The organism is Bowdeniella massiliensis (genome assembly GCF_023634005.1).
Lineage (GTDB): Bacteria > Actinomycetota > Actinomycetes > Actinomycetales > Actinomycetaceae > Bowdeniella > Bowdeniella massiliensis.
In genome coordinates this window covers 140,139-159,389 of record NZ_JALIQR010000006.1, presented here as the reverse complement: position 1 = coordinate 159,389, position 19,251 = coordinate 140,139, and the positions used below count along the sequence as shown (strand labels likewise).

Genomic DNA, 19,251 nt, shown 5'->3' with positions numbered 1-19,251 from the left:
CGATGCCGGGGCCGCAACGACGCGGAAGGAGGTCACATGAAGGTCATCGTCGTCGGCATTGCAAACCAACGCACGACACTGCCCATCGGCGCCTTCCCCGTCACCCGCGGAGCTGGCCCGTCCTATCACCATGAAATCCGCTACAGCGTGGGCGGAATCGCCTTCGCCGTCGCGCGTTCGCTGGCCGCCCTCGGAAACGAGGTCGACCTCGCCGCGCCCCTCGGGGAGGACTACCCCACCTCGCTGATCGATAACGAGGCCTACCGCTTCGACCTGTCCACCCACCTGTGCACCCGCACCCTGGCGCGCACGCCCCGCTCCGTCGTCCTGTACGCCGAGGACGGCACCCGCCAGGTGTTCAACGATCTGACCGACGCCTCGCGCGCGAGCTTCCGCCTGAGCGATCTACAGCCCGACATCGCCGACGCCGATATCACCATCCTCGCCTCGCGCCGCATGACCGCGCCGCTGGCCGCCGAACTCGCCGACGCCGGCCTGCCGTTTGCCGTTGATTTGCACGAGATCGGCCCCCATATCCTCGACGACGCGCCCGGCGAGCCGTCGGAATTCGCCGAGTGGGTCGCGCCCTTCCTCGCCGCGCGCTACCTGACGATGTCCGCCGAGCGCGTGCCCGGCCGCGAGCAAGCGGCCCTCACCGCCCTCGCGCATGCCTCGCGCGCCGAGCTCGTCATCATGACGCTGGGATGCCGCGGCTGCCTGCTCCTCGTCCGGCAGCCCGACGGCAGCTGGCCCGCCGAGCCGGTGCACGTGCCCGCCTCGCCGGTGCGCATCACCAACACGATCGGCGCCGGCGACGCGTTCTTCGCCGTCTTCCTGCACGAACTGCTCACCTGCCGCGCGGATCCGATCACCGCGGCCTCGCGCGCCAACACGGCCGTCGCCCGGCTGCTCGCCGCCGAACCCGCCCACGGCGGCATCGGCGTGGACCGCCTCGCCGAGCTGCTCGGACCGGCATGCGCCCCGCGCGTGGACCCCACCGCCGCGCTGCAGGCCGATCCCACTATCGTGGAGGCGTGAGAGCCACAACGATCGCTGCCATCGCCGCAGCCCTACCCGTCGCTGCTCTTGCCGCAGCGCTGCCCGCTGCCCAGTCCGCCACCCAGTCGGGGGCCACGCTCGCTGCCGCCCACCCCTGGATTTCGATCCTGCCGCCGCTCATAGCGATCGTTCTGGCCATCCTCACCCGCAAGGTCATCCTGAGCCTTGGCCTCGGCGTCCTGGCCGCCGCCCTGCTCATCGCCAACCTCAACCCACTCACCACCCTGAAGACGATCGGCACCGCCATCCTCGGCCTGTTCTACGCCGACGGCGCCCTCAACACCGACCACATCTACATCCTCGCCTTCCTCGCGCTGCTCGGCGCCATCACCGCGCTCGTCCTCATGGCCGGCGGCTCCCAAGCATTTTCCGACTGGGCCGCCTCCCGCATCAAGGGCCGCCGCGGCGCGCAGTGGCTCGGCACCGCCATGGGCGTCGGCATTTTCATCGACGACTACTTCAACGCCCTCGCCGTCGGCCAGGTCGCCAAGCCCGTCACCGACAAATACCGTGTCTCGCGCGCCAAACTCGCCTACATCATCGACTCGACGTCCGCGCCGGTGACCGTCCTCGTGCCGTTTTCTTCCTGGGGCGCCTCCATCATCGCCCTCATGGCCCCGACGGTCGCCGCCTCCGGGCTCGCCGTCACCGACATCGGCGCCTTCATGCGCGCCGCCGCCGCGAACTACTACGCCATCGCCGCGGTCCTGCTCGTGACCGCCGTCGTCGCCTTCTCGCTGGACTTCGGGCCGATGCGCGCCGAGGAGCGCCGCGCCATCACCGCCGGTCGCCCCTACTCCAAGGACGCCGATATCCCCGGCGAGGTCTCCGAGCACCTGCCGCACGCCGAATCCGGCCGCATCGCCGCCCTCATCGGCCCCTTTATCACGCTCGTCATCGGCGTCGTCGGCGCCATGTTCGTCACCGGCGCCCTCAAGGGCGGCACGACGAACGTCCTGCGCATGCTCGAAAACACGATGGTCGCCGAATCCCTCGTCATCGGCGGACTCGCGGGCCTCGCGGCCGCGCTCTTCTTCTGCTGGCGCGCGATCCGCCCCGTCGAGCACATCTCCGCCGGCACCATGGTGCGCGGCATCGGCTCCGGCGCCGCCTCCATGTGGCCCGCCATCCAAATCCTGCTGCTGGCCTGGCTGCTCGGCGATCTCATCGGCAAGCTCGGCACCGGCCGCTACGTCGGCGATCTCGTGCGCGGCGCGGACCTGCCCGTCGCCTGGCTCATCCCCGTGATGTTCCTCGCGGCCTCCATCATGGCGTTTTCCACCGGCACATCCTGGGGCTCCTTCGGCATCCTCATCCCCATTGCCGGCGACATCATGAACTCGCTCGGCGCCACCGAATTCCTGCTGCCGGCCCTCGGCGCCGTCCTCGCCGGAGCCGTCCTTGGCGATCACTGCTCCCCGATTTCGGATACGACGATCCTGTCCTCGACGGGCGCCGGCTGCGACATCATCACGCACGTGCTGACCCAGCTGCCCTACGCCGGCGCCGCCGCGATCGCCGCCCTCATCGGCTATACGACGCTCGCCGCCACCGCATCCATCATCGCCGGCCTCATCGCGACGCTCATCGCGCTGGGCCTGTCGGTATTTGTCCTGGTGCGCATGACGACGACGCTGGAGACGGAACACCGCGCCCGCCGCGAAGGCGCCAGCTAACAGGAGCCGCCACCATCAGATGGTCGGGTTGAGCTCCTTTTTGAACCTGTTCATCCCGGCCCAGTATTCACCTTGGAGCGGATCAGCGGGATGATGCTCGTGGCGCGGGGGTGGGCCGCCATCACCGCGGCGTGAGCCCTCCTTTTGAGGACCTTTCCTTTCGGGCGGATCGCGGTGAGCTCATCGAGATTAATCGGGACGCGCACGGTCGGGCTTGGAGAGATGGCGACGTTGGCGAGGAGATAATCGACGGAGACATCAAAGAGTGCGGCGATCGCTTGGATATTGCCGATATCGGGCGTCCCGCGCCCCGATTCCCACTTCGAGACCGCCTGGCGGGACACCGAGAGCTTTTCCGCCAGTTCGGTTTGGGGCAGGCCGGCTTTCGTCCGCAGCTCCTTGAGCCGTTCATGGATGTCCATCGTTCATCGTCTCGGCTGTGGGTCGAATGGGGTTATCTCCATTGCAGCAGCAGGGCCCGACGAGGACCAGGGTTCTTGGGGGTACGACGCGCACCATCGCGCTACTTTTCGTTGACACGCAGTTTCCGGCCCCGGAAGCGCCCGGCTAGAAGTCCATATCTTCGAGGCGGGGTGGCGGCCCGGCGTGGCTGCGCTTGCGCCGCTTGCTGATAAGCCAGCCGAGGCCGAAGAAGGTGAGCGCGAGCAGCACCAGGACGACGATCGGCGCGAAGACGGCAGCGAGCGAGAGCGCCACGCTCGTCGCATCCTCCCCGGCGGACAGCACCGGCGCCGCGAGGCCCGCCGTCGTGACGTTCGCGACGGGCCGCGCCGTCGACTTCGTCAGGTGCACGATGAGGGCCACCGCCGCACCTACGGCAAAGCCGACCCAGCGGCCATCACCGAAGGCCGAGGCGGAATCGCTCACGGTCTGCGGATCGCCCATACCGGAGGCGAACACGATGCCACCCGAGGCTGGCCGCACAATCGTCTGCACGACGTCGTTAATGGAGTCAACCGCGGGGATCTTATCGGCGACGACTTCCACGACGAGCAGCACCGCCACGATCGCGAGCAGCCAGCCATCCGACAGCCACGTCCAGCCTGCCGGCAGGTTCACGACGGAGGTGTAGCGGTCCAGCAGCCCGACGATAAGCATCGGGATGTAGGCATTCAGGCCCGCAGCGGAGCCAAGTCCCAGCGCAGAGACGATATCCATGGCACAAGTCTGCTACACATGTGCGCTGTCCGGTGGTTGTAGCGTGCGTATAGCTCTCCACGTAGTTGACAAGCGCTCTTTTGATTGGAATTGACGTTTGCCCGGGTGCAAACCTGAAGGGCAACGGGAGGAGCTAGGTTGAACATAGTTGGGTGAAGACCTCGACGCATATTTTGGGCCCTCGCCTTACATCGGTGTGGCGGCGGCAGTGACTGTGGTAGCCATCCTTTGCACTGTGCGCCGCGTTGGCAAGACACGTCTCCGAGCTGGGCATACTGGCGTCGGTGGTGTGCCCCGCTACGTCGCCCAGATGCGCACCCGGTGGTAGATCTCCGCTTGCCGCTCCTGAAGGAGCTTTGGCCCGAGGATCCACCCGACGACGAGCATGATCGTGCCCCCGGCGAGCGCTACCCACGGCGCGGCCGCGGCCCAACTCGGCCGCAGGAAGCCGCCGAGGAACAAGACCCCAGCGGGTAGCAGCGGCACGGTGATCGCTACCATTCCCACGATCGCGGAGATCCACGCGCCCGCACCCTGGGCCGCGTTGCCCTTGAAAGCATTCGTGCCCGGCGGCTGCACGGCGTAGGGCAACAGCGGGGAGACGATTGCCGCCGCGCCCGTCGCCGAGAATGCTGCCCCCACAATCCATGGCCCGTAGGTGGCAATCGCGCGAAGCGAACCCGTCACCCACACTAGGACGACGGCAAGAATGAGCAGCATCGGCGAGATAACGAGCAGCGCCGCGATCCCGCGCCCGCGGATATTTGCCCGCGGGTCTGCGTCGTGCACGATGGAGTGCCACATCGCGGGCCCGTCGTAGCCGAAGTCGTTGAGGATCGGCTGCAGGGTGAGCGCGAGCATGAAGCCGGCAATCGGAATCGTGGAGGGGTTGTCGTTGATGATGGCCATCCCGACGAGGAAGCCGACGACGAGTGGGGAGATGAGCAGCCCCAGCGAATAGCGCGAGTCACGCACCCAGGTGCGTAGCGACCGGCCGATCACCGCACCGAGTGGGCTGGCCGGAAGCAGCCGCATGATGCCCGCCCCGCCAGCGCGGCGCGCACGCCTCGCGCTTTGATTCTGGGGACCGGAAACGAGCGCCTCGGACAGCGCGCGCTCCCACCATAGCCAGACCCCGGCGACACTCGCGGCAACGATCACCGCGCGCCCGGCGGCGGCGAGCCATGCCCCGCTCGCGATGTCGAACGGCAGCGCAAAGGGCGCACCAAAGGGCGTCCACGCGGCGATCGTTGCCACCGTCGTTAATGCGTGAGTGAGCTCTTCGCCGCTCGCATTTTCTAGCACGGGAGCGCCCCACAGCATCGCCGCATAGGTCAGGCCGAGCAGCCCGGCAAGCCCGAGCGCGCTGCCTAGCTCCCGGCGGCGGCGGGAGACCCCGCCGGCCGAGGTTACGGCGAGCAGCGCCCGCGGCACCATCAAACACAATGCCGATCCAGCGCCAAAACTCACCGGCGCGATCGCCATCGCAAGAATCCGTCCGGGCATCGACGCATCGCCCACCTGCCAGGTAGCGAGCGCGATCTCGCTGAGCAGCAGCGCTCCGATCAGCGCGATAGCGGTCAGCACCGCGGGAATCGAGACGAGCCCCGCAACAAGGAGCCCAGGCTGGAGCTCGCGCGCCCGGCGCGGCAGCAGCGCGAACCGGTTGGCCGCCAGCGGGTCATCGAGCCCGAAAGCCACGATCGGCACCGTCGACCACGCGAGCACGATTCCCGCACCGGCACCCACTAGCACGTGCGGCAGCATCACTGGAGCCTCGCGCGTCAGGGCTCCCAAGGCGAGCCAGAACAACCCGATGAGTGGCACCGTGTACACGACGCCGATGATCGCCGTGATCCAGCGTCGCTTGGAACGGTACTCCGTTCGCCACAGCCGCCAGCGCAGGCGCGTCAGGAGCGCAACCACGTCAGGCTCCCCTCGGCCAGGTGCTTGGCGCCGACGAGCTCGATGAACCTGTCGACGAGCGAGAGCTCGCCGCGCACCTCGGCCACCGTCCCGGCCGCCCGCACCCGGCCCTCGTGGATGATCGCCACGTGATCGCACATCGCCTCGACGAGCTCCATGACGTGCGAGGAGATGACGACGGTGCCACCGCCGTTGACGTAGGCCGCGAGAATTTCGCGCATCGTGCGCGCGGAGACGGGGTCGACGGACTCGAAGGGCTCGTCCAAGATGAGCAGGCGCGGCGCCGCGATGAGCGCGGTGGCGAGCAGGATCTTCTTGCGCATACCCGCGGAATAATCGGCCACCTGCTTCGCGCCGTCTCGCCCGAGGTCGAGCGCCTGCAGCAGCTCATCGCATCGCTGGTCGACGATGTCCGGTGCCAGCCGGTGCAGCAGCCCCGTGTAGGTGAGCAGTTCGCGGCCGGTGAGCCGGTCAAACGTCGCCATCTCATCGGCGAGCACGCCCATGTGCGCCTTGGCCGCCGGCGGGTCCGCCCACACATCGATGCCTGCCACATACGCGTGCCCCCGCGTGGGCCGGAGCAACCCCGTCGCCATCGACAGCGTCGTTGTCTTGCCCGCGCCATTGGGCCCGACGATGCCATAAAACGACCCTGCCGGGATGTCCAGCGAGAGCTCATTGACGACGAGCCGTCCGTCGTAATCCTTGGTGAGCGAATCCAGCCGCAGCGCAGGCGTATCCGAGCCTTCAGGAGTGGTCATAGAGCGAGCATATGGTGTGCATCACTGCCGCCGAATCCTCCGAGGGAAGGATCATGCTGTGGTGGCTCGGGATGAACCACGCCTCAGCTGCCGCCGATTCCGGGTATCGATTGGGTTTCGTCATCATCGCCCTCCGCTGTCGGTGCGGGACTGATGCTGAGTTACGTGACCGGCTACGTCATGACGCACGGACGCGGGGCGGATAGCTCGCCGGAGGGCGTTACTTCGCCGCGTTGAGCTTGTCCAGCTGTTCCTGGATGACCTTTTGGAAGTACTCGGTTGGCTGGGCGCCGGAGACGACCTGGTCGTTGATGATGAACGCGGGGGTGCCGCGCAGTCCCAGTCGCATGACGGCCTCATCGGTCGCCTTAAAGACGGCCTCTTCCAGTGCCGGATCCTCGATAGCAGCACGGAACTTGTCCAGGTCTTCAACGCCGGCTTGCTTGGCGAACTCGACGTACTGATCGACGGTGTAGGACGGGTGGCCCTGCCCGGAGTGGTCGGCGAAGACGAGGTCGTGGAACTCCCAGAACTTGCCCTGCGCAGCGGCCGCGCGGCCCGCGGCGCCGGTCGTCTTGCCCTCGGGGAAGAGCGCGAGATCGCGCCACTCGAAGCGGACGGTCCCCTCGTCGATGAGCTTTTGGATCTCGGGCTTGGTCTTCGTCGCGAACTGCGCACAGAACGGGCAGGAGAAATCGGAATACTCCACGATCACGACGGGGGCATCGACGGCACCCTGGGCGAAGGGATCGCCCTCCTCGCGCTTGGGTTCCTTGCGGATGAGCTCGAGCACCTCTGGCGGGGGCTCGGGCAGCGTATCGCGCGTCTCGCCCGGCTGCGGCTGCTGGCCCTGGCCGCCCTGGCCTTGGCCACCGCCCGGCGCGCTCGCTCCCGGCGCGGGCGCCGCCTTACTGCTGTAGGCGTAGCGCCCCGCGAGGAAGCCGGCGACGACGAGCAGCAGGCCCAGCAGCGTCGCCAGCACGATGACGAGCGGGGAGAACGCGGGCCGCGACGGCTTGTGCGGAGTCGGGGTGTTCGAGCTGTAAGACGACATGCCCCCGATACTACCCGCGCCGCCCACTGCCATGCTCGAGGCACGGCTGAATCAACGGCGCTTCAAATACTTCGCTACAGCCCATGCCAATGCGAACACGCCGATGACGATGACAGCAACAATGCTAACAATCGTTAGTTCTGAGCCTGACATTTTAACCGTGTGCCTCCCAAGCATTGGGCCCCTTGACGTTGGCTTGGACCCAGAGCGTAGACTGCTTGTTCGCGACCGTGTGCGTACTGATTAGGCGCACCCTATCAGGGCCCATCCTACGGAACGATCCTCCAGTCCACGAGCCTTGCACCGTATTGTAGATTGGATTTCCATACTGTGTCATCTTTGCGGGGCTGCCCTTGATGTTTTCGTAGTCGAAGTAGAAGCCATGGCCCGCAACGACGAAGTTTCGATACACCTGGCAATGCTTCCAATATCCGCCGTATGAACCCGCCTTGCTGTACTCGCAGTTAGTCACCCCTCGGCTAGAGATCCCATTCTCGGCACCGCGTTGTTTGGCAAGCGCGGGATCATCGATCCGAGAAATAGCAATGGAGCCGTCTTTGTAAACACTCCGGGTTACTCGTGTAATACCGTCGATCGATGAGGATTCCGAGACGGGAGAAGAGTCGTTTCGCATTGAATCCCAAATCTCGCCTTCATTGAGCTTTTCTATAAGCGTAACGGCGGTAGTCTTTGAAACTCCGTGTTCTAGCAGTAGCTTGTAGTGATGCGCATCCTTCTCGCCGAATGATGGCGATCCGTCTCCTGAGGAGACGGGCGCAGCGGCAATGAGCATAGGGGTCAAGCCGCAGCAAGCCAGTAACGCAAGAGCCCCTTTTATGAATGCTGGATATCTCAACGGAAGCTTCTTCACGTAGGCGCGGCATCTTTACCATGCACTTGACTGGAGAATACCAATCGCATCTCGCCGGGTCAAGACCTCGACGACACTCTCATATATTCCCTGCGAGGGAGGGTCGTACCTCGCATAGTTTCCTTCGCGTACGGTGAGCCGGTCACGATGGGGTGTGAGTGCGAAGGAACTGTCGTTGTCAGCTGGTATGAGATCAAGAAGAAGTATGCGAAGGCGTATGCGGCGGCGCCGAAGAAGGGCAAGTTCCAGATCCTGGATCAGGTGGTGGGGGTATGGACTGGATCCGGGATAACGCGCGACAGCTGTTGAATCGGCCCGGGTTTTGTTCGGATCTGGTTGAAGGGGAATAGGGATATGCCTGAGAAATACAGCTGCGGGTTGCGTGAGAGTGCGATTTGATTGGTTCTGAAGTGTAAAGTGGTCGAACGAGGTGCTCGTTCTCACTCGATCACAGCTATCGCCCAGCAGGTCGGTGTCGGCCAGGAGACGCTTCGGGTATGGCGCAATCGATACAGCCCAGAAGCGAGACCAGCGCCCGTGGTCGAAAGTTTGCAGGAGCAGAACAAGCGCCTCAAACGCGTGCTTGCCGAAGCCCGTCGAGCCATTGAGATCCTCAAGGCGGCTTCAGGGCACCTCGTGCGCGGCTACGGGTTCTACTACCGCTACGACTCCGTCGCCGAGGTGGATCTACTCAACCAGCTCTGACCGTTGGTCGATGACCGGCTCGACTTCTCCACGCCCCACCAAGAAACCGATCGGCTGGATCACCGACGCGGTAGGGGTCCGGTGGTTTTCATTGGTGGGTGGTTCTTTCGAACGGTCTGGCATAGGTAATCGGATGCGCGTTTAGCGTGGGCTTGCACCTCATTACTCAGCGTGCCCGGACATGGCCGGTCGTGTCGAGCGACCTTATCAGCTGGTGTAGACGCTTCAGCGCAGTGGCCTCGTTGGGGAAGTGCCCTCGCGCACGGACAGCCCGCCGGTATCCATGCGTTGATGGACTCAATTCGGGTTGGTCGTGCAGATCACTTGGCGGATCAAGGGCGTCGTATCCGAGGAACGGCGCGGACTGGGCGCACAAACTGTGCCAGGGCTGGATGATCGCTAGGTAGCGTGCGCCCCACTTGGCCGCGAGCTCCTCGAACCGGTCCTTCGCCGCGGTCTCACTTGGGGCCGTAGAGACCGGTTTGAGGGCATGGACGATCGCGTCGCGATGCTGCCGACCAGAGTAACGGAGTCTGGTGTGGATCAGGTGGCCGATGCGCTGCTGTACCAACGTCTGCTCCCAGGTTTGATTCATTGCTTCGGCACGCCCCCTCAGGCCGTGATAGACCGCGATGAGCACGTCCTGGACACCGCGCATCTTCAGTACGGTGAACACTTGCAGCCAGAACCGGCTCCCTCTCCGCCGTCACCGGCCTAGGATCTCGCGTTCCGCGTTCACGGTCACACCCATGACGACTGAGATGCGGGGTGTTGCGGGCCTGCCCGTCGCGGACCTTCACCATTGAATTGCGTTGACGAAGATCACTGGAGAGAGCGGCTCCAACGACCGGGATGACCACTGCGCGAGCTGGCCGGTGACCGTGTCCGTGATCCGACTGATCGCGTCTTTGGAGACCTTCGCACCAGAGACCTGGTCGAAGTGCACGGCGATCTCACCGGACCTCAACCCCCGCACGGTCAGCGACAGGACGATTTGATCGAGCCCGTCCAAGCGACGCTTCCTTCGTTGAAAGGATCACCGGCTCACACGAACCATCTCGATTCCGGGGGACTTCGATCTGAACCGGGACGATTATACCGTCAGCACGGTCTTCGACCGTGTCCCGTTGCGCATGTTCGCAGCGATTGGGACTCCGCCGTGCTCGTGACTGAGATACTCGGTCAACTCGGCGTTCCATCCCGTCTTGAGGACGTTGTTCGTGAGCTAGCTGAGCGTCAGGCGAACGCCATGCCCCGCCTGCGCGAGCAGGCGTTGTGCGAGTTCCTTCTGATCGATGATCTGCCCGGTCATGGGATCAATCATCTCGTCATCAACGACGACATCGGTCGTGTCAGCCACGGCCATCTCCTTTCGGACCAGGCCTGACCCTCACACACCGTTCTCCTGACAGTCCCGCCACCGACTGAACCGGAGAAAGTACGTGAGGCAATGACCCACCACTTTCCGGAGATCCTCACCTGAGGTAATGACCCACCAGGCGGAGGTATTCACATGAAGTACCACCCCCTCCGAACGGCCGATAGTGCGCCGCTCGCAGATGCTGGCACGATGGTGGTATGTCGAGCATCTCTGCCGCGATCCGCGCGGAAAACCTGACCAAGATCTACGGCTCCGGCGATGCCGCGGTGAGAGCCGTCGACAACGTGAGCGTGGCAATCGAAGCGGGGGAGTTCACCTCGGTGATGGGGCCGTCGGGCTCGGGCAAATCGACGTTCCTGCACTGCGTGGCCGGGCTCGACTCGGTGACGAGCGGGCGCGTTCAGATCGCGGGCGAGGACATCACGGCGATGAGCGATGCGCAGCTTTCGCGGTTTCGTCGTGATCGCATCGGGTTCGTCTTCCAGGCGTTCAATCTGCTGCCGACGATGACCGCGCAGCAAAACATCGTGCTACCGACGAAGATGGCGCGCAAGAGCGTCGATCAGGCCTGGTTCGATCAGCTCATCGAGACGCTGGGGCTCGCCGAGCGGCTTGATCACCGCCCCTATGAGCTCTCCGGCGGGCAGCAGCAGCGCGTCGCGGTGGCGCGGGCGCTGCTGACGCGGCCGGCGGTGCTGATCGCCGATGAGCCGACGGGCAACCTCGATTCGGCCTCGAGCGCCGAGGTGCTGCAGCTGTTGCGCAGCGCGGTGGACGATCTCGACCAGGCCGTCCTCATGGTCACGCACGACCCGGACGCTGCCGGCGTGGGCGACCGGATCCTGTCAATGGCCGACGGGGTGATCGTCTCCGATGAGCGCCCAGGTCACAGCCATGGTCGGCGGGTGGCGGAGTGAAAGACGTTCTGCTCGCGCAACTGCGCTCGCGGCCGAGCCGCCTCATCGCGACGACGATCGCCGTCATCGTTGCGGTGGCCTTCGTCGTCGTCACGCTATCCCTCGGCGGGGCCTTCACCTCCACGATGCGCCAGGCATTCGCCGAGATCCTGAAGAACTCCGACGTGCAGATCTCCTGCCAGGAGTCGGCGCTGCAAAGCGCGGTCGACGCGGGCGGTGAAGGCGACGCGGGCGGCGTAGGCGACGCGGGCGGGGAAGATGGCGCGGCACCGCGCGACCTGCCGACGTGCGAGGACATCGCGGCAAAGGTGCGGGACGTCGACGGGGTTGCGGCGCTTGGCGTCGTCAACAATTCCGCGCTCGAGGTGCGCCATGCCGGGGAGCGTACGCACGTGCAGGCCTTCCCGCTCATCGACGCCGATGTGCGCTGGCAGACGATGGACCGCGGCAGCTGGCCGGAGGCGGACAACCAGATCGCGCTCGACGCGGATTCGGCGGAGCTGCTGAAGGTCGACGTCGGCGATTCGATGGAGGTCGCGCCGATTGGGCAGGACCAGCAGGGCACGCAGGTGGCCGTCGTCGGAGTATTTTCTAAGAGCGGCTTTTCCTTCCCCCAGGCCGTCGTGCCCGCGGCGGTACAGAGCTGGTCCGGCCCGACATTCGACTCGGTGGCGCGGATCATCGTCAAGGCGGCGCCGGGCGTGGGTGCGGCGACGCTGATCGATCGCCTCCAGGCGGCGCAGTTGCTGCCCGCGGGGGTATCGGCGGCCGATGCGCCGGATGCGCTGACCTTCTTGACTGTCGATCAGGCCGTGGAAAAGGAGCTCGAGCAGTTCACGACCGGCACGGGCATTCTCACGGGGATCGCGACGGCGTTTGCGCTCATCGCCGTGGTGGTGGCGGGCATCGTCATCACGCTGACGTTCCAGGTGCTGGTGGTCCAACGCACCCGCGAGCTGGCGCTGCTGCGCTGCATCGGCGCTGAGGGCGGGCAGGTGCGCCGCCTGGTGCTGGGCGAGGCCGCGATCGTGGGGCTGGTGTCCTCGGCGATCGGGGCGCTCGTGGGGGCGGGGCTCGTCATGTGGACGTTCCCGATGCTGCAGTTGACGCCCGAGTTTGCTGACACGTACGTGCCAATGCTCGCGGGTCTCGCCATCGGGGTGGTGCTGACGGTGATCTGCGCGCTGGGGCCGGCGCGGCGGGCGACGCGGGTGGCGCCGCTGGCGGCACTGCGGCCGATGGACGTGGCACCCGTGCGGTCCCGCCGCGGCATCGTGCGGCTGATCCTGGGCTTGCTGCTGACCGGCGCGGGCGCCGCGGCGGCGGTGGCGGGCATCGTCAAGGAGTCGCTCATTATCGCGATGCCCGGCGGGATGGCGCTGTTCGTCGGGCTCATCATGCTGTACGTCTACGTGGTGCCGCCGCTGCTGCGGGTGCTGTCGGCCGGATGGGCGAAGCGACGGGCGCCGAGCGAACTGGCTGCGGCCAACGCCCAGCGCAATCCCGGACGGACTGCGGCGACGGCGGCAGCCCTCGTCGTCGGGATCGGGCTCGTGACGACCGTTATTACGGGACGGTATTCGCTGGAGAATTCGCTCAGCCAGACGCTGTCGGAGCGGCGGCCCGTCGATCTCATCGCGCAATCGACTGAGTTTTCGGACGCGCAGCTGCGGGATATTGCGAACCTTAACGGCGTGGCCAAGGCCGTCGGGGTAGAGGTAGCGCGTGGATACCTTGGCAGCGGCACGATCCTGCCGGTACCGCCGGAATCGGAAGGCGGCCGCGGGTCCGAGGGAGCGACAGGTACTGAAGGCCAGGCGGGTACCGAGGGCCAGGCGGGTCCTGAGGAGAACCCGGAGCAGGGAGCAGCTGCCGGTGGTCCGGGATCTGAAGGGGGCGATGCTGAGGGGGCCGCTGGTGAGGGGGCAGGCAGCGAGACCGAATCGAGCGACGAGCAGGTGGCGACACCCGTTGCTGTCTTCGGCATGACGCCGGAGGCCTACGATGTGGCGCGTTCGCGCGTCGCGCGCCCGGAAGCTGGTGAGCTCGGGGTGCGCTCGATCAGCGCGGTGGACGGGGCGAGCGACGGTAAGGGCGAGCTCCGTTTCCTCCCTGCCGAGGTGGCCGCGGACCCGCGGGCGAATCCTGGCGAGCAAGCCGTCGGCAAGCAATACACCCTTATCGAGGGGCGCGGGCCCGACCAAGCGTCGGTATGGCTCGATGCGAGCGAGCTTTCGTCGCTGACGAGCGAACACGACATTGCGGTGACGCGCGTGGCCATCATCATCAAGCTGGATGACGATGTCGATACGCGCCAGCTCAACAAGATCGCGAGTGCGATTCGGGGCAGCGGCGAGAATGTGCAGCTTGATGGTGGCGCGTTTGAGCGGATCCGCTACCTTTCGATCCTCGACACGATGATGTACGTGGTGCTGGGGCTGCTGGGCGCGGCGGTGGCGATTTCGATCATCGGGGTCTCCAATACGCTGGCGCTTTCGGTGCTGGAGCGGACGCAGGAGTCCGGGTTGCTGCGCGCGCTTGGGTTCACGCGGGGCCAGATGCGCGCGATGCTCTCGGTGGAGGCGCTGCTCATTGCGTTGGCGGCGGCCGTTGGCGGGCTGGCGCTCGGCATCTTCGAGGGCTGGCTGGGGATCCGGGCGCTCGCGGCCGAGACCGGGTTCGACCTTGGGCTATCGCTGCCCTGGGGTTGGCTCGCAGGGATCTTCGCGGTTGCGGTCATCGCGTCGCTTATCGCGTCGGTGTTGCCGGCGCGAACGGCGGCGAAGACGAGCCCGATTCAGGCGATGGTCGCCGAATAGGCACGCTGAACACCCCGTCTGCTGCGGGCACCGTACGAAGGTGCGGACGGCAGGCGGGGTGTTGGCGTTGGGGGATGCGGCGCGGAGGTGCGGCCGGGGATGTCGCGGCGCGGGAGGGGCCTACCGGCTAGGAGGCTTGGGCCGACTCGGCGATTCCGTCGTCGGGCCACTCGCGCGCGACGGGAGGCTCGTCGTCGGGGATTTTACCGCGGAACCATCGGCCGAGGGGATCATCATCGGGGGTGAAACGTTCGTGGCGGCGGGGCGTTTGTTGTGGGTCGATGGTGACCGGCGGGATGACCTCGGGTAGGCCGTCGGGGCCGATGCGTGCGGTCCAGTGGGTGCGGCTGCCGGGTTCGTGCTGCAGGAGCAGGTGGTGGGAGCGGCAGACGAGGACGAGGTTGAAAAAGTTGGTGGGGCCGCCGTCCGCGAAGGAGTGCAGGTGGTGGATTTCGCAGCGGTAGGGCTCGGCGGTGCAGTTGGGGTGGATGCAGCCGCCGTCGCGCAGGCGCACCATGAGGCGCAGGTCCGGGGAGGGACCGCGGGCGGTGCGGCCGAGATCGTGGGGCGTTGCGGGGGCCGCGGCGCCGTAGGAGGCCAGCGCGGCGGTCACGGCTGCCTTGGCGGTCGCGACGGTGAGCGTGGCGCTGCGGGCCGTGGGGTGGAAGGAGCGGCGGGGCGAGTTGCTCGCGATCGGCCCTGGGGCGGCGACGGCGTCGTCGTAGGGCAGTGGCGCGAAGGCGCAGAATTCGACCGGGGCTGTGCCGACGCACCTGGCGTGTGAGCGGCTAAGGAAGGACATGCGGCCCGGGGCCTCGCCCAGCGTCGCGGCCGGATCGAGGTGCGGCGGCGGAGCGGGGTAGGGGTTCGGCGCGTCCGGGGTGCGCGGATCGGGCGGCGTCGGGAAACGGTTCTTCCACGCGGGATCGTCGGTAAAGAAGTTTGCCACGATCCAGGCGAGCGCGTCGGCGCGGCGGGTGGCCGTGGTGCCGGTGGGCAGGCCCGCGCTCTTGAGGGCTTGGCGTTGACGTTCGGCGAAGTATTCGATGACGGGCAGGACGGCGTCGTGCTGTTCGGCCGTGAATCGCACGCTCATGCGCGCGCCGGCGCGGCCGTCGTCGACAAGAATGAGGCTGGCGCCGCGCTGGACGTAGGAGCGGGTGCGGTTAATGCGCTCCACCTCGTCTTGTTTGCGGGCGGTTTTTCGGTTGGCGCGGCGGATGAGTTCGCGGGTGCGGCGACGGAAGTTTTCCGGGATGGGGGTGGTGGCGGCGGCGAGGACGTCGGCTTCGATGTCGGGGAGTTGCTCGGGGGTGACGACCTCGGCGATTTCGCTCAGGGTCTCGATGCAGGGTTTGAAGTTGCGTTCGTTCATGTGGCCGGCGGCGGCTGCGGCGAGCGCGTTGGGGTGGGCGATTGCGCTGCGGGAATCGAGGACTGCGGTCAGGCCCGCCGGGCGGGGGACGCGGCGGCGCTCGGCGACGTAGTCGGCCATCGTCATGCCGTGGACTTTTCCGGCCTTTGCTTGATCGGCGGCGGCCAAGGCCCGCATCCGCCCGTAGGTGGCGTAGCGGTGGGATACCTCGTAGGCGTCGTAGATCGCGAGGTGGTCCTCGCGGGAGGCGGCGGTGATGCCGCGATCGAAGGCGCGGCTCAGGAGCTCGGCGGCGAGGGCGACCGTCGATGCGGCAACGGGATCATCGCCGTCGGAAAGAGAGGACAGGGCTGCGGCGATGTCGTCGGGGCTGAGTAGTGCCATCGGCTGCTCCTTTTCTCTTCCGGCTCCCCGTCCGGTGTGGCGGGGAGGTGATGTCGTGGATGACAGTCAAGCCGGGAGAGAAAGTCGCCGCAAGGGCCCATGGTGGAACTGTGGATAACTTTTAGGCGAGCAGCGCTGCGACGGTGTGGGCGGCGCGCGTGGCGACCTCCTGCAGGCTCAGGTGGAAGGCCTCGGAGGCGGAGCCATCGCACAGGTCCGAGATGGCGCGCACCGAGACGAAGGGGATGCCCGCGAGGTGGCAGGCGTGAGCTAACGCGGTGGACTCCATATCGGTGGAAAGGGCGGTGGGGAAGGTGCGGCGAATATCGTCGACGAGGTGCGCGGCGATGAAGGAATCACCGGAAAGCATGCCGCCGATATGCATGGGCGCCTCGGGGTTGGCCGGTAGGGTTCGGGCGCGCTCGATTGAGTCGGCGTCGCCGAAAAACGCCGGGGGCATCCCGGGGATCTGGCCGAGCTCGTAGCCGAAGGCGGTGGCGTCGGCGCCGTGGTAGCGGTAGTCGGATCCGATCACGACGTCGCCGATGGAAAGCTGCTGGCCGAGGCCGCCCGCCGATCCTGTGGACACCACGAGGCGGGGGTTCAGCTCGGTGATGATGCGGGTGGCGGTGACGGCGGCGTTGACGGCGCCGATGCCGGTGACGGCGACCGCTGCGTCGAGGTCCATGTCCTCATAGGGGGCGGCTTCCTCGGGCATCGCCGCGAGGATGAGGACGGGCCGGCGCGCGGTGACGGCTTCGGGGGTGTGTGCAGTCATGAGTTAGGCCATGACCTCGTGCCAGACATCGCGGCCCTCGAGCATCGCCTTGGCGGCGGCCTTAGCGCCGGCGAGATCGTGGGAGGCGCCCCAGCCGCACTGGACTTCGTTAGCGGCGGGGACCTCGTCGGCGGCCAGCACATTGCTCAGGCCCGCGGCGATGAGGTCGAAGATCTCCTGATCTTCGTGATCGCCACTCACGAGGAGGTAGAAGCCCGTCTGGCAGCCCATGGGGGAGAAGTCGATGACGTAATCGGCGTGATTGCGCACCTTTTCCGCGAACGTGTGCTCTAGGGAGTGGATCGTCGGCATCTCAAGATGCGCGCGGTTGGGCTGGGTGAAGCGCACGTCGTATTTCACGAGGACGTCGCCGGCGGGCAGAACTTTGCGATCTGCGACACGCACGTAGGGCGCGGCAACCTTCGTGTGGTCGAGGTTGAAGGATTCGACGTTCATCTTGGGGGTAGTCATGGCCCCATGGTAGCCCGGTGGTGGGTAGGAAAATCGCCCGAAACGTGACACCATACCTCTGGCACGCGACGCGCGCGGGCCCGACGAGGAGGTTAGGCATGGAAGAACGCGAGATGCGCGAAACGACGGCTGATAACGCGGGAGATGGCGGGGCGCCGACGCTGCCCGAGCCGCCGACAGCCACGACGCCGGGAGCCCACGTCGAATATCACTTGACCCGGCCGCATTCGTCGCGACGCCAGTTGGCCATCACTCCCGTGGAACGTTCGGTCATGCCGGGCCGGGCGCGGGCGACGGGCCGGCGCGGGCCGGACACGCTGTATGCCGGGGCGACGCCCGCGGCTGAGGCGCCGCGCCCGCTATCCGTCGCGGATCTATTCAAGATCGGGCTCGGGCCGTCCTCCTCGCATACCGTCGGGCCGATGAAGGCCGGGCATGCGTTCGCGAGCGAAATCGTGGCGGCGGTGCGCTCAGGGGTCAGCCCGCAGCGCGTCACCGTCGACCTGTATGGCTCCCTTGGTGCGACTGGCCGCGGGCACGCGACGGACCGGGCGGTCGTGTGGGGGCTTGCCGGCTTCCTGCCCGACAGCGTCCCGATGGATGTCGTGACGAACCTCGTCGATCGGATCGAGCAGAGCGGCACGCTGAGCGTCGCCGGCTCCGTGGACGTGCCGTTCGCGTTTGAAACGGACGTCGCGCTCGTGCCGGACACGGTCCTCGATTACCACGTCAATGGCGTGACGTTCCGGCTGCACGACGAGCAGGGCGTCGCGCTTGAGCGCACGTATTACTCCGTCGGCGGCGGCTTCGTCGTCGAACAAATTCCCGACGACGAGCTGTCCGAGGAGGAACGCGCCGAGGACGTCACGCGCGTGCGCTCGTTGTCGAGTGACCGCGGCGAGGATCATGATTCGGCCGAGCCCGCGCCCTATCCGTTCTCCTCCGCGCAGCAGCTCCTCGATCACTGTGAGTCGTCCGGGCTGCGGATCTCCGACGTCGTGCGCGCCAATGAAGAATCCGCCCGCGCGCGCATCGACGTCGACAAGCATCTCGATCAGATCTGGGACGCCATGAGCGAGTGCATCGACGCGGGCTGCCGCACCGATGGCATCTTGCCGGGTGGTCTGAACGTGCCGCGCCGCGCCGCGAAGCTGTTTGCGGAGCTGTCCGCAGGCGAGCAGCGCGGGCCGATCGGCGATTGTGAGGACCCGCTGCGCGCCGTCGACTGGGTCAACCTGTACGCCCTCGCGGTCAACGAGGAGAACGCCGCGGGCCACCGCGTCGTGACGGCCCCGACGAACGGCGCCGCGGGGATCGTGCCCGCGGTCATCAAGTACTACCTGCAGTTCGTGCCCGATTCGGACAGCGAGGGGGTGCGTCGCTTCCTGCTGGCCGCCACGGCCGTCGGGTCGCTCATCAAGACGAACGCGTCGATCGCGGGTGCAGAGGTCGGCTGCCAGGGTGAGGTCGGCTCGGCCTCCGCGATGGCGGCCGGCGGACTGTGCGAAGCGATGGGCGGCACCCCCCTGCAGGTGGAAAACGCTGCCGAGATCGCGATGGAGCACAACCTCGGGCTCACCTGCGATCCCGTCGGCGGCCTCGTCCAGATCCCGTGCATCGAACGCAACGCCATCGGCGCGATGAAGGCAATCAACGCCGCGCGCATGGCGCTGTGGGGCGATGGCCGGCACACCGTGAGCCTTGACGTCGTCATCGAAACGATGCGGCAAACCGGCGAAGACATGCTGAGCAAGTACAAGGAAACCTCCCGCGGCGGGCTCGCCGTGAACGTCGTGGAGTGCTAGGACGAGGCCGCCCGAAAGTTTCACGTCGCAAGATTCTGGTAGCGCGGGCCGCCAGATTATGGTCGACTACCCGTGGGAGGGGCTCACCGG

At 66.6% G+C, this 19,251-nt stretch carries 16 protein-coding genes and 1 pseudogene; 6 read left to right on the top strand and 11 right to left on the bottom strand.

All coding sequences use genetic code 11. The features are described 5' to 3' along the window. The first annotated feature begins 36 nt into the window (after positions 1–36). Both MUN85_RS05820 and MUN85_RS05815 read left to right on the top strand, forming a co-directional pair. The gene (locus tag MUN85_RS05820) at positions 37–1,038 is read left to right on the top strand and encodes a carbohydrate kinase family protein (protein WP_250505817.1); all 1,002 of its coding nucleotides are present in this window, start codon (positions 37–39) and stop codon (positions 1,036–1,038) included. After that, positions 1,035–2,735, top strand: coding sequence for a Na+/H+ antiporter NhaC family protein (locus MUN85_RS05815; RefSeq protein WP_250505816.1), 1,701 nt, complete (start codon positions 1,035–1,037; stop codon positions 2,733–2,735). Before MUN85_RS05820 ends, MUN85_RS05815 begins: the two co-directional genes overlap by 4 nt. A gap of 50 nt (positions 2,736–2,785) precedes the next feature. On the opposite strand, the gene MUN85_RS05810 is transcribed toward MUN85_RS05815, so the two are convergent. The 6 genes from MUN85_RS05810 to MUN85_RS05785 all read right to left on the bottom strand — a co-directional run bounded on the left by MUN85_RS05810 (position 2,786) and on the right by MUN85_RS05785 (position 8,526). Beyond that, positions 2,786–3,157 carry a helix-turn-helix domain-containing protein gene (locus tag MUN85_RS05810; RefSeq protein ID WP_250505815.1) on the bottom strand — a complete coding sequence of 124 codons (372 nt, stop codon included), beginning with the start codon at positions 3,155–3,157 and terminating at the stop codon, positions 2,786–2,788. 145 nt (positions 3,158–3,302) lie between these two features. Continuing rightward, positions 3,303–3,914, bottom strand: a complete 612-nt coding sequence (locus tag MUN85_RS05805) for a DUF4126 domain-containing protein (RefSeq protein ID WP_250505814.1) — start codon at positions 3,912–3,914, stop codon at positions 3,303–3,305. A 297-nt stretch (positions 3,915–4,211) separates the two neighbouring features. After that, complete coding sequence (locus tag MUN85_RS05800; RefSeq protein ID WP_250505813.1) at positions 4,212–5,840, bottom strand: hypothetical protein; 1,629 nt, start codon at positions 5,838–5,840, stop codon at positions 4,212–4,214. Further along, complete coding sequence (locus tag MUN85_RS05795) at positions 5,825–6,601, bottom strand: ABC transporter ATP-binding protein (protein ID WP_250505812.1); 777 nt, start codon at positions 6,599–6,601, stop codon at positions 5,825–5,827. Before MUN85_RS05795 ends, MUN85_RS05800 begins: the two co-directional genes overlap by 16 nt. Positions 6,602–6,821: 220 nt before the next feature. Next, the gene (locus MUN85_RS05790; RefSeq protein WP_250505811.1) at positions 6,822–7,655 is read right to left on the bottom strand and encodes a DsbA family protein; all 834 of its coding nucleotides are present in this window, start codon (positions 7,653–7,655) and stop codon (positions 6,822–6,824) included. Positions 7,656–7,809: 154 nt separating this feature from the next. Next, positions 7,810–8,526 carry a hypothetical protein gene (locus MUN85_RS05785; RefSeq protein ID WP_250505810.1) on the bottom strand — a complete coding sequence of 239 codons (717 nt, stop codon included), beginning with the start codon at positions 8,524–8,526 and terminating at the stop codon, positions 7,810–7,812. Between the two features lie 417 nt (positions 8,527–8,943). Between MUN85_RS05785 and MUN85_RS12705 the strand changes: the two genes are divergently transcribed. Continuing rightward, a complete protein-coding gene (locus MUN85_RS12705; RefSeq protein ID WP_348647954.1) occupies positions 8,944–9,231 on the top strand; it encodes a transposase in 288 nt (95 codons plus the stop codon). Between the two features lie 166 nt (positions 9,232–9,397). Here MUN85_RS12705 and MUN85_RS05775 read toward each other — a convergent pair. Beyond that, positions 9,398–10,252, bottom strand: a pseudogene (locus tag MUN85_RS05775) (transposase); the annotation flags it as partial. Positions 10,253–10,456: 204 nt separating this feature from the next. Then, positions 10,457–10,591, bottom strand: a complete 135-nt coding sequence (locus MUN85_RS12700; RefSeq protein ID WP_284500951.1) for a hypothetical protein — start codon at positions 10,589–10,591, stop codon at positions 10,457–10,459. Positions 10,592–10,809: 218 nt separating this feature from the next. Between MUN85_RS12700 and MUN85_RS05770 the strand changes: the two genes are divergently transcribed. Together MUN85_RS05770 and MUN85_RS05765 are read left to right on the top strand one after the other, a co-directional pair. Further along, positions 10,810–11,529, top strand: coding sequence for an ABC transporter ATP-binding protein (locus MUN85_RS05770; RefSeq protein WP_250505808.1), 720 nt, complete (start codon positions 10,810–10,812; stop codon positions 11,527–11,529). After that, positions 11,526–14,348, top strand: coding sequence for an FtsX-like permease family protein (locus tag MUN85_RS05765; protein WP_250505807.1), 2,823 nt, complete (start codon positions 11,526–11,528; stop codon positions 14,346–14,348). The genes MUN85_RS05770 and MUN85_RS05765 overlap by 4 nt, the downstream gene beginning before the upstream one ends. A gap of 127 nt (positions 14,349–14,475) precedes the next feature. Here the strand turns inward: MUN85_RS05765 and MUN85_RS05760 are convergent, their stop codons facing one another. The 3 genes from MUN85_RS05760 to MUN85_RS05750 form a co-directional block, all read right to left on the bottom strand. Further along, entirely contained in the window at positions 14,476–16,107 is a 1,632-nt protein-coding gene (locus tag MUN85_RS05760) for an HNH endonuclease signature motif containing protein (RefSeq protein ID WP_250505806.1), read from the bottom strand. A gap of 121 nt (positions 16,108–16,228) precedes the next feature. Beyond that, the gene (gene mtnN, locus MUN85_RS05755; RefSeq protein WP_250505805.1) at positions 16,229–16,885 is read right to left on the bottom strand and encodes a 5'-methylthioadenosine/S-adenosylhomocysteine nucleosidase; all 657 of its coding nucleotides are present in this window, start codon (positions 16,883–16,885) and stop codon (positions 16,229–16,231) included. A 3-nt stretch (positions 16,886–16,888) separates the two neighbouring features. Next, positions 16,889–17,356, bottom strand: coding sequence for an S-ribosylhomocysteine lyase (locus tag MUN85_RS05750; protein WP_250505804.1), 468 nt, complete (start codon positions 17,354–17,356; stop codon positions 16,889–16,891). 272 nt (positions 17,357–17,628) lie between these two features. Between MUN85_RS05750 and MUN85_RS05745 the strand changes: the two genes are divergently transcribed. Further along, complete coding sequence (locus MUN85_RS05745; RefSeq protein WP_431603549.1) at positions 17,629–19,161, top strand: L-serine ammonia-lyase; 1,533 nt, start codon at positions 17,629–17,631, stop codon at positions 19,159–19,161. Positions 19,162–19,251: the final 90 nt, after the last annotated feature.

Coding starts and splice junctions, on each gene's coding strand:
- MUN85_RS05820 (WP_250505817.1), top strand. CDS start 37: ATGAAGGTCATCGTCGTCGGCATTGCAAACCAACGCACGACACTGCCC.
- MUN85_RS05810 (WP_250505815.1), bottom strand. CDS start 3,157: ATGGACATCCATGAACGGCTCAAGGAGCTGCGGACGAAAGCCGGCCTG.
- MUN85_RS05805 (WP_250505814.1), bottom strand. CDS start 3,914: ATGGATATCGTCTCTGCGCTGGGACTTGGCTCCGCTGCGGGCCTGAAT.
- MUN85_RS05795 (WP_250505812.1), bottom strand. CDS start 6,601: ATGACCACTCCTGAAGGCTCGGATACGCCTGCGCTGCGGCTGGATTCG.
- MUN85_RS05790 (WP_250505811.1), bottom strand. CDS start 7,655: ATGTCGTCTTACAGCTCGAACACCCCGACTCCGCACAAGCCGTCGCGG.
- MUN85_RS05770 (WP_250505808.1), top strand. CDS start 10,810: ATGTCGAGCATCTCTGCCGCGATCCGCGCGGAAAACCTGACCAAGATC.
- MUN85_RS05760 (WP_250505806.1), bottom strand. CDS start 16,107: ATGGCACTACTCAGCCCCGACGACATCGCCGCAGCCCTGTCCTCTCTT.
- mtnN (WP_250505805.1), bottom strand. CDS start 16,885: ATGACTGCACACACCCCCGAAGCCGTCACCGCGCGCCGGCCCGTCCTC.
- MUN85_RS05750 (WP_250505804.1), bottom strand. CDS start 17,356: ATGACTACCCCCAAGATGAACGTCGAATCCTTCAACCTCGACCACACG.
- MUN85_RS05745 (WP_431603549.1), top strand. CDS start 17,629: ATGCCGGGCCGGGCGCGGGCGACGGGCCGGCGCGGGCCGGACACGCTG.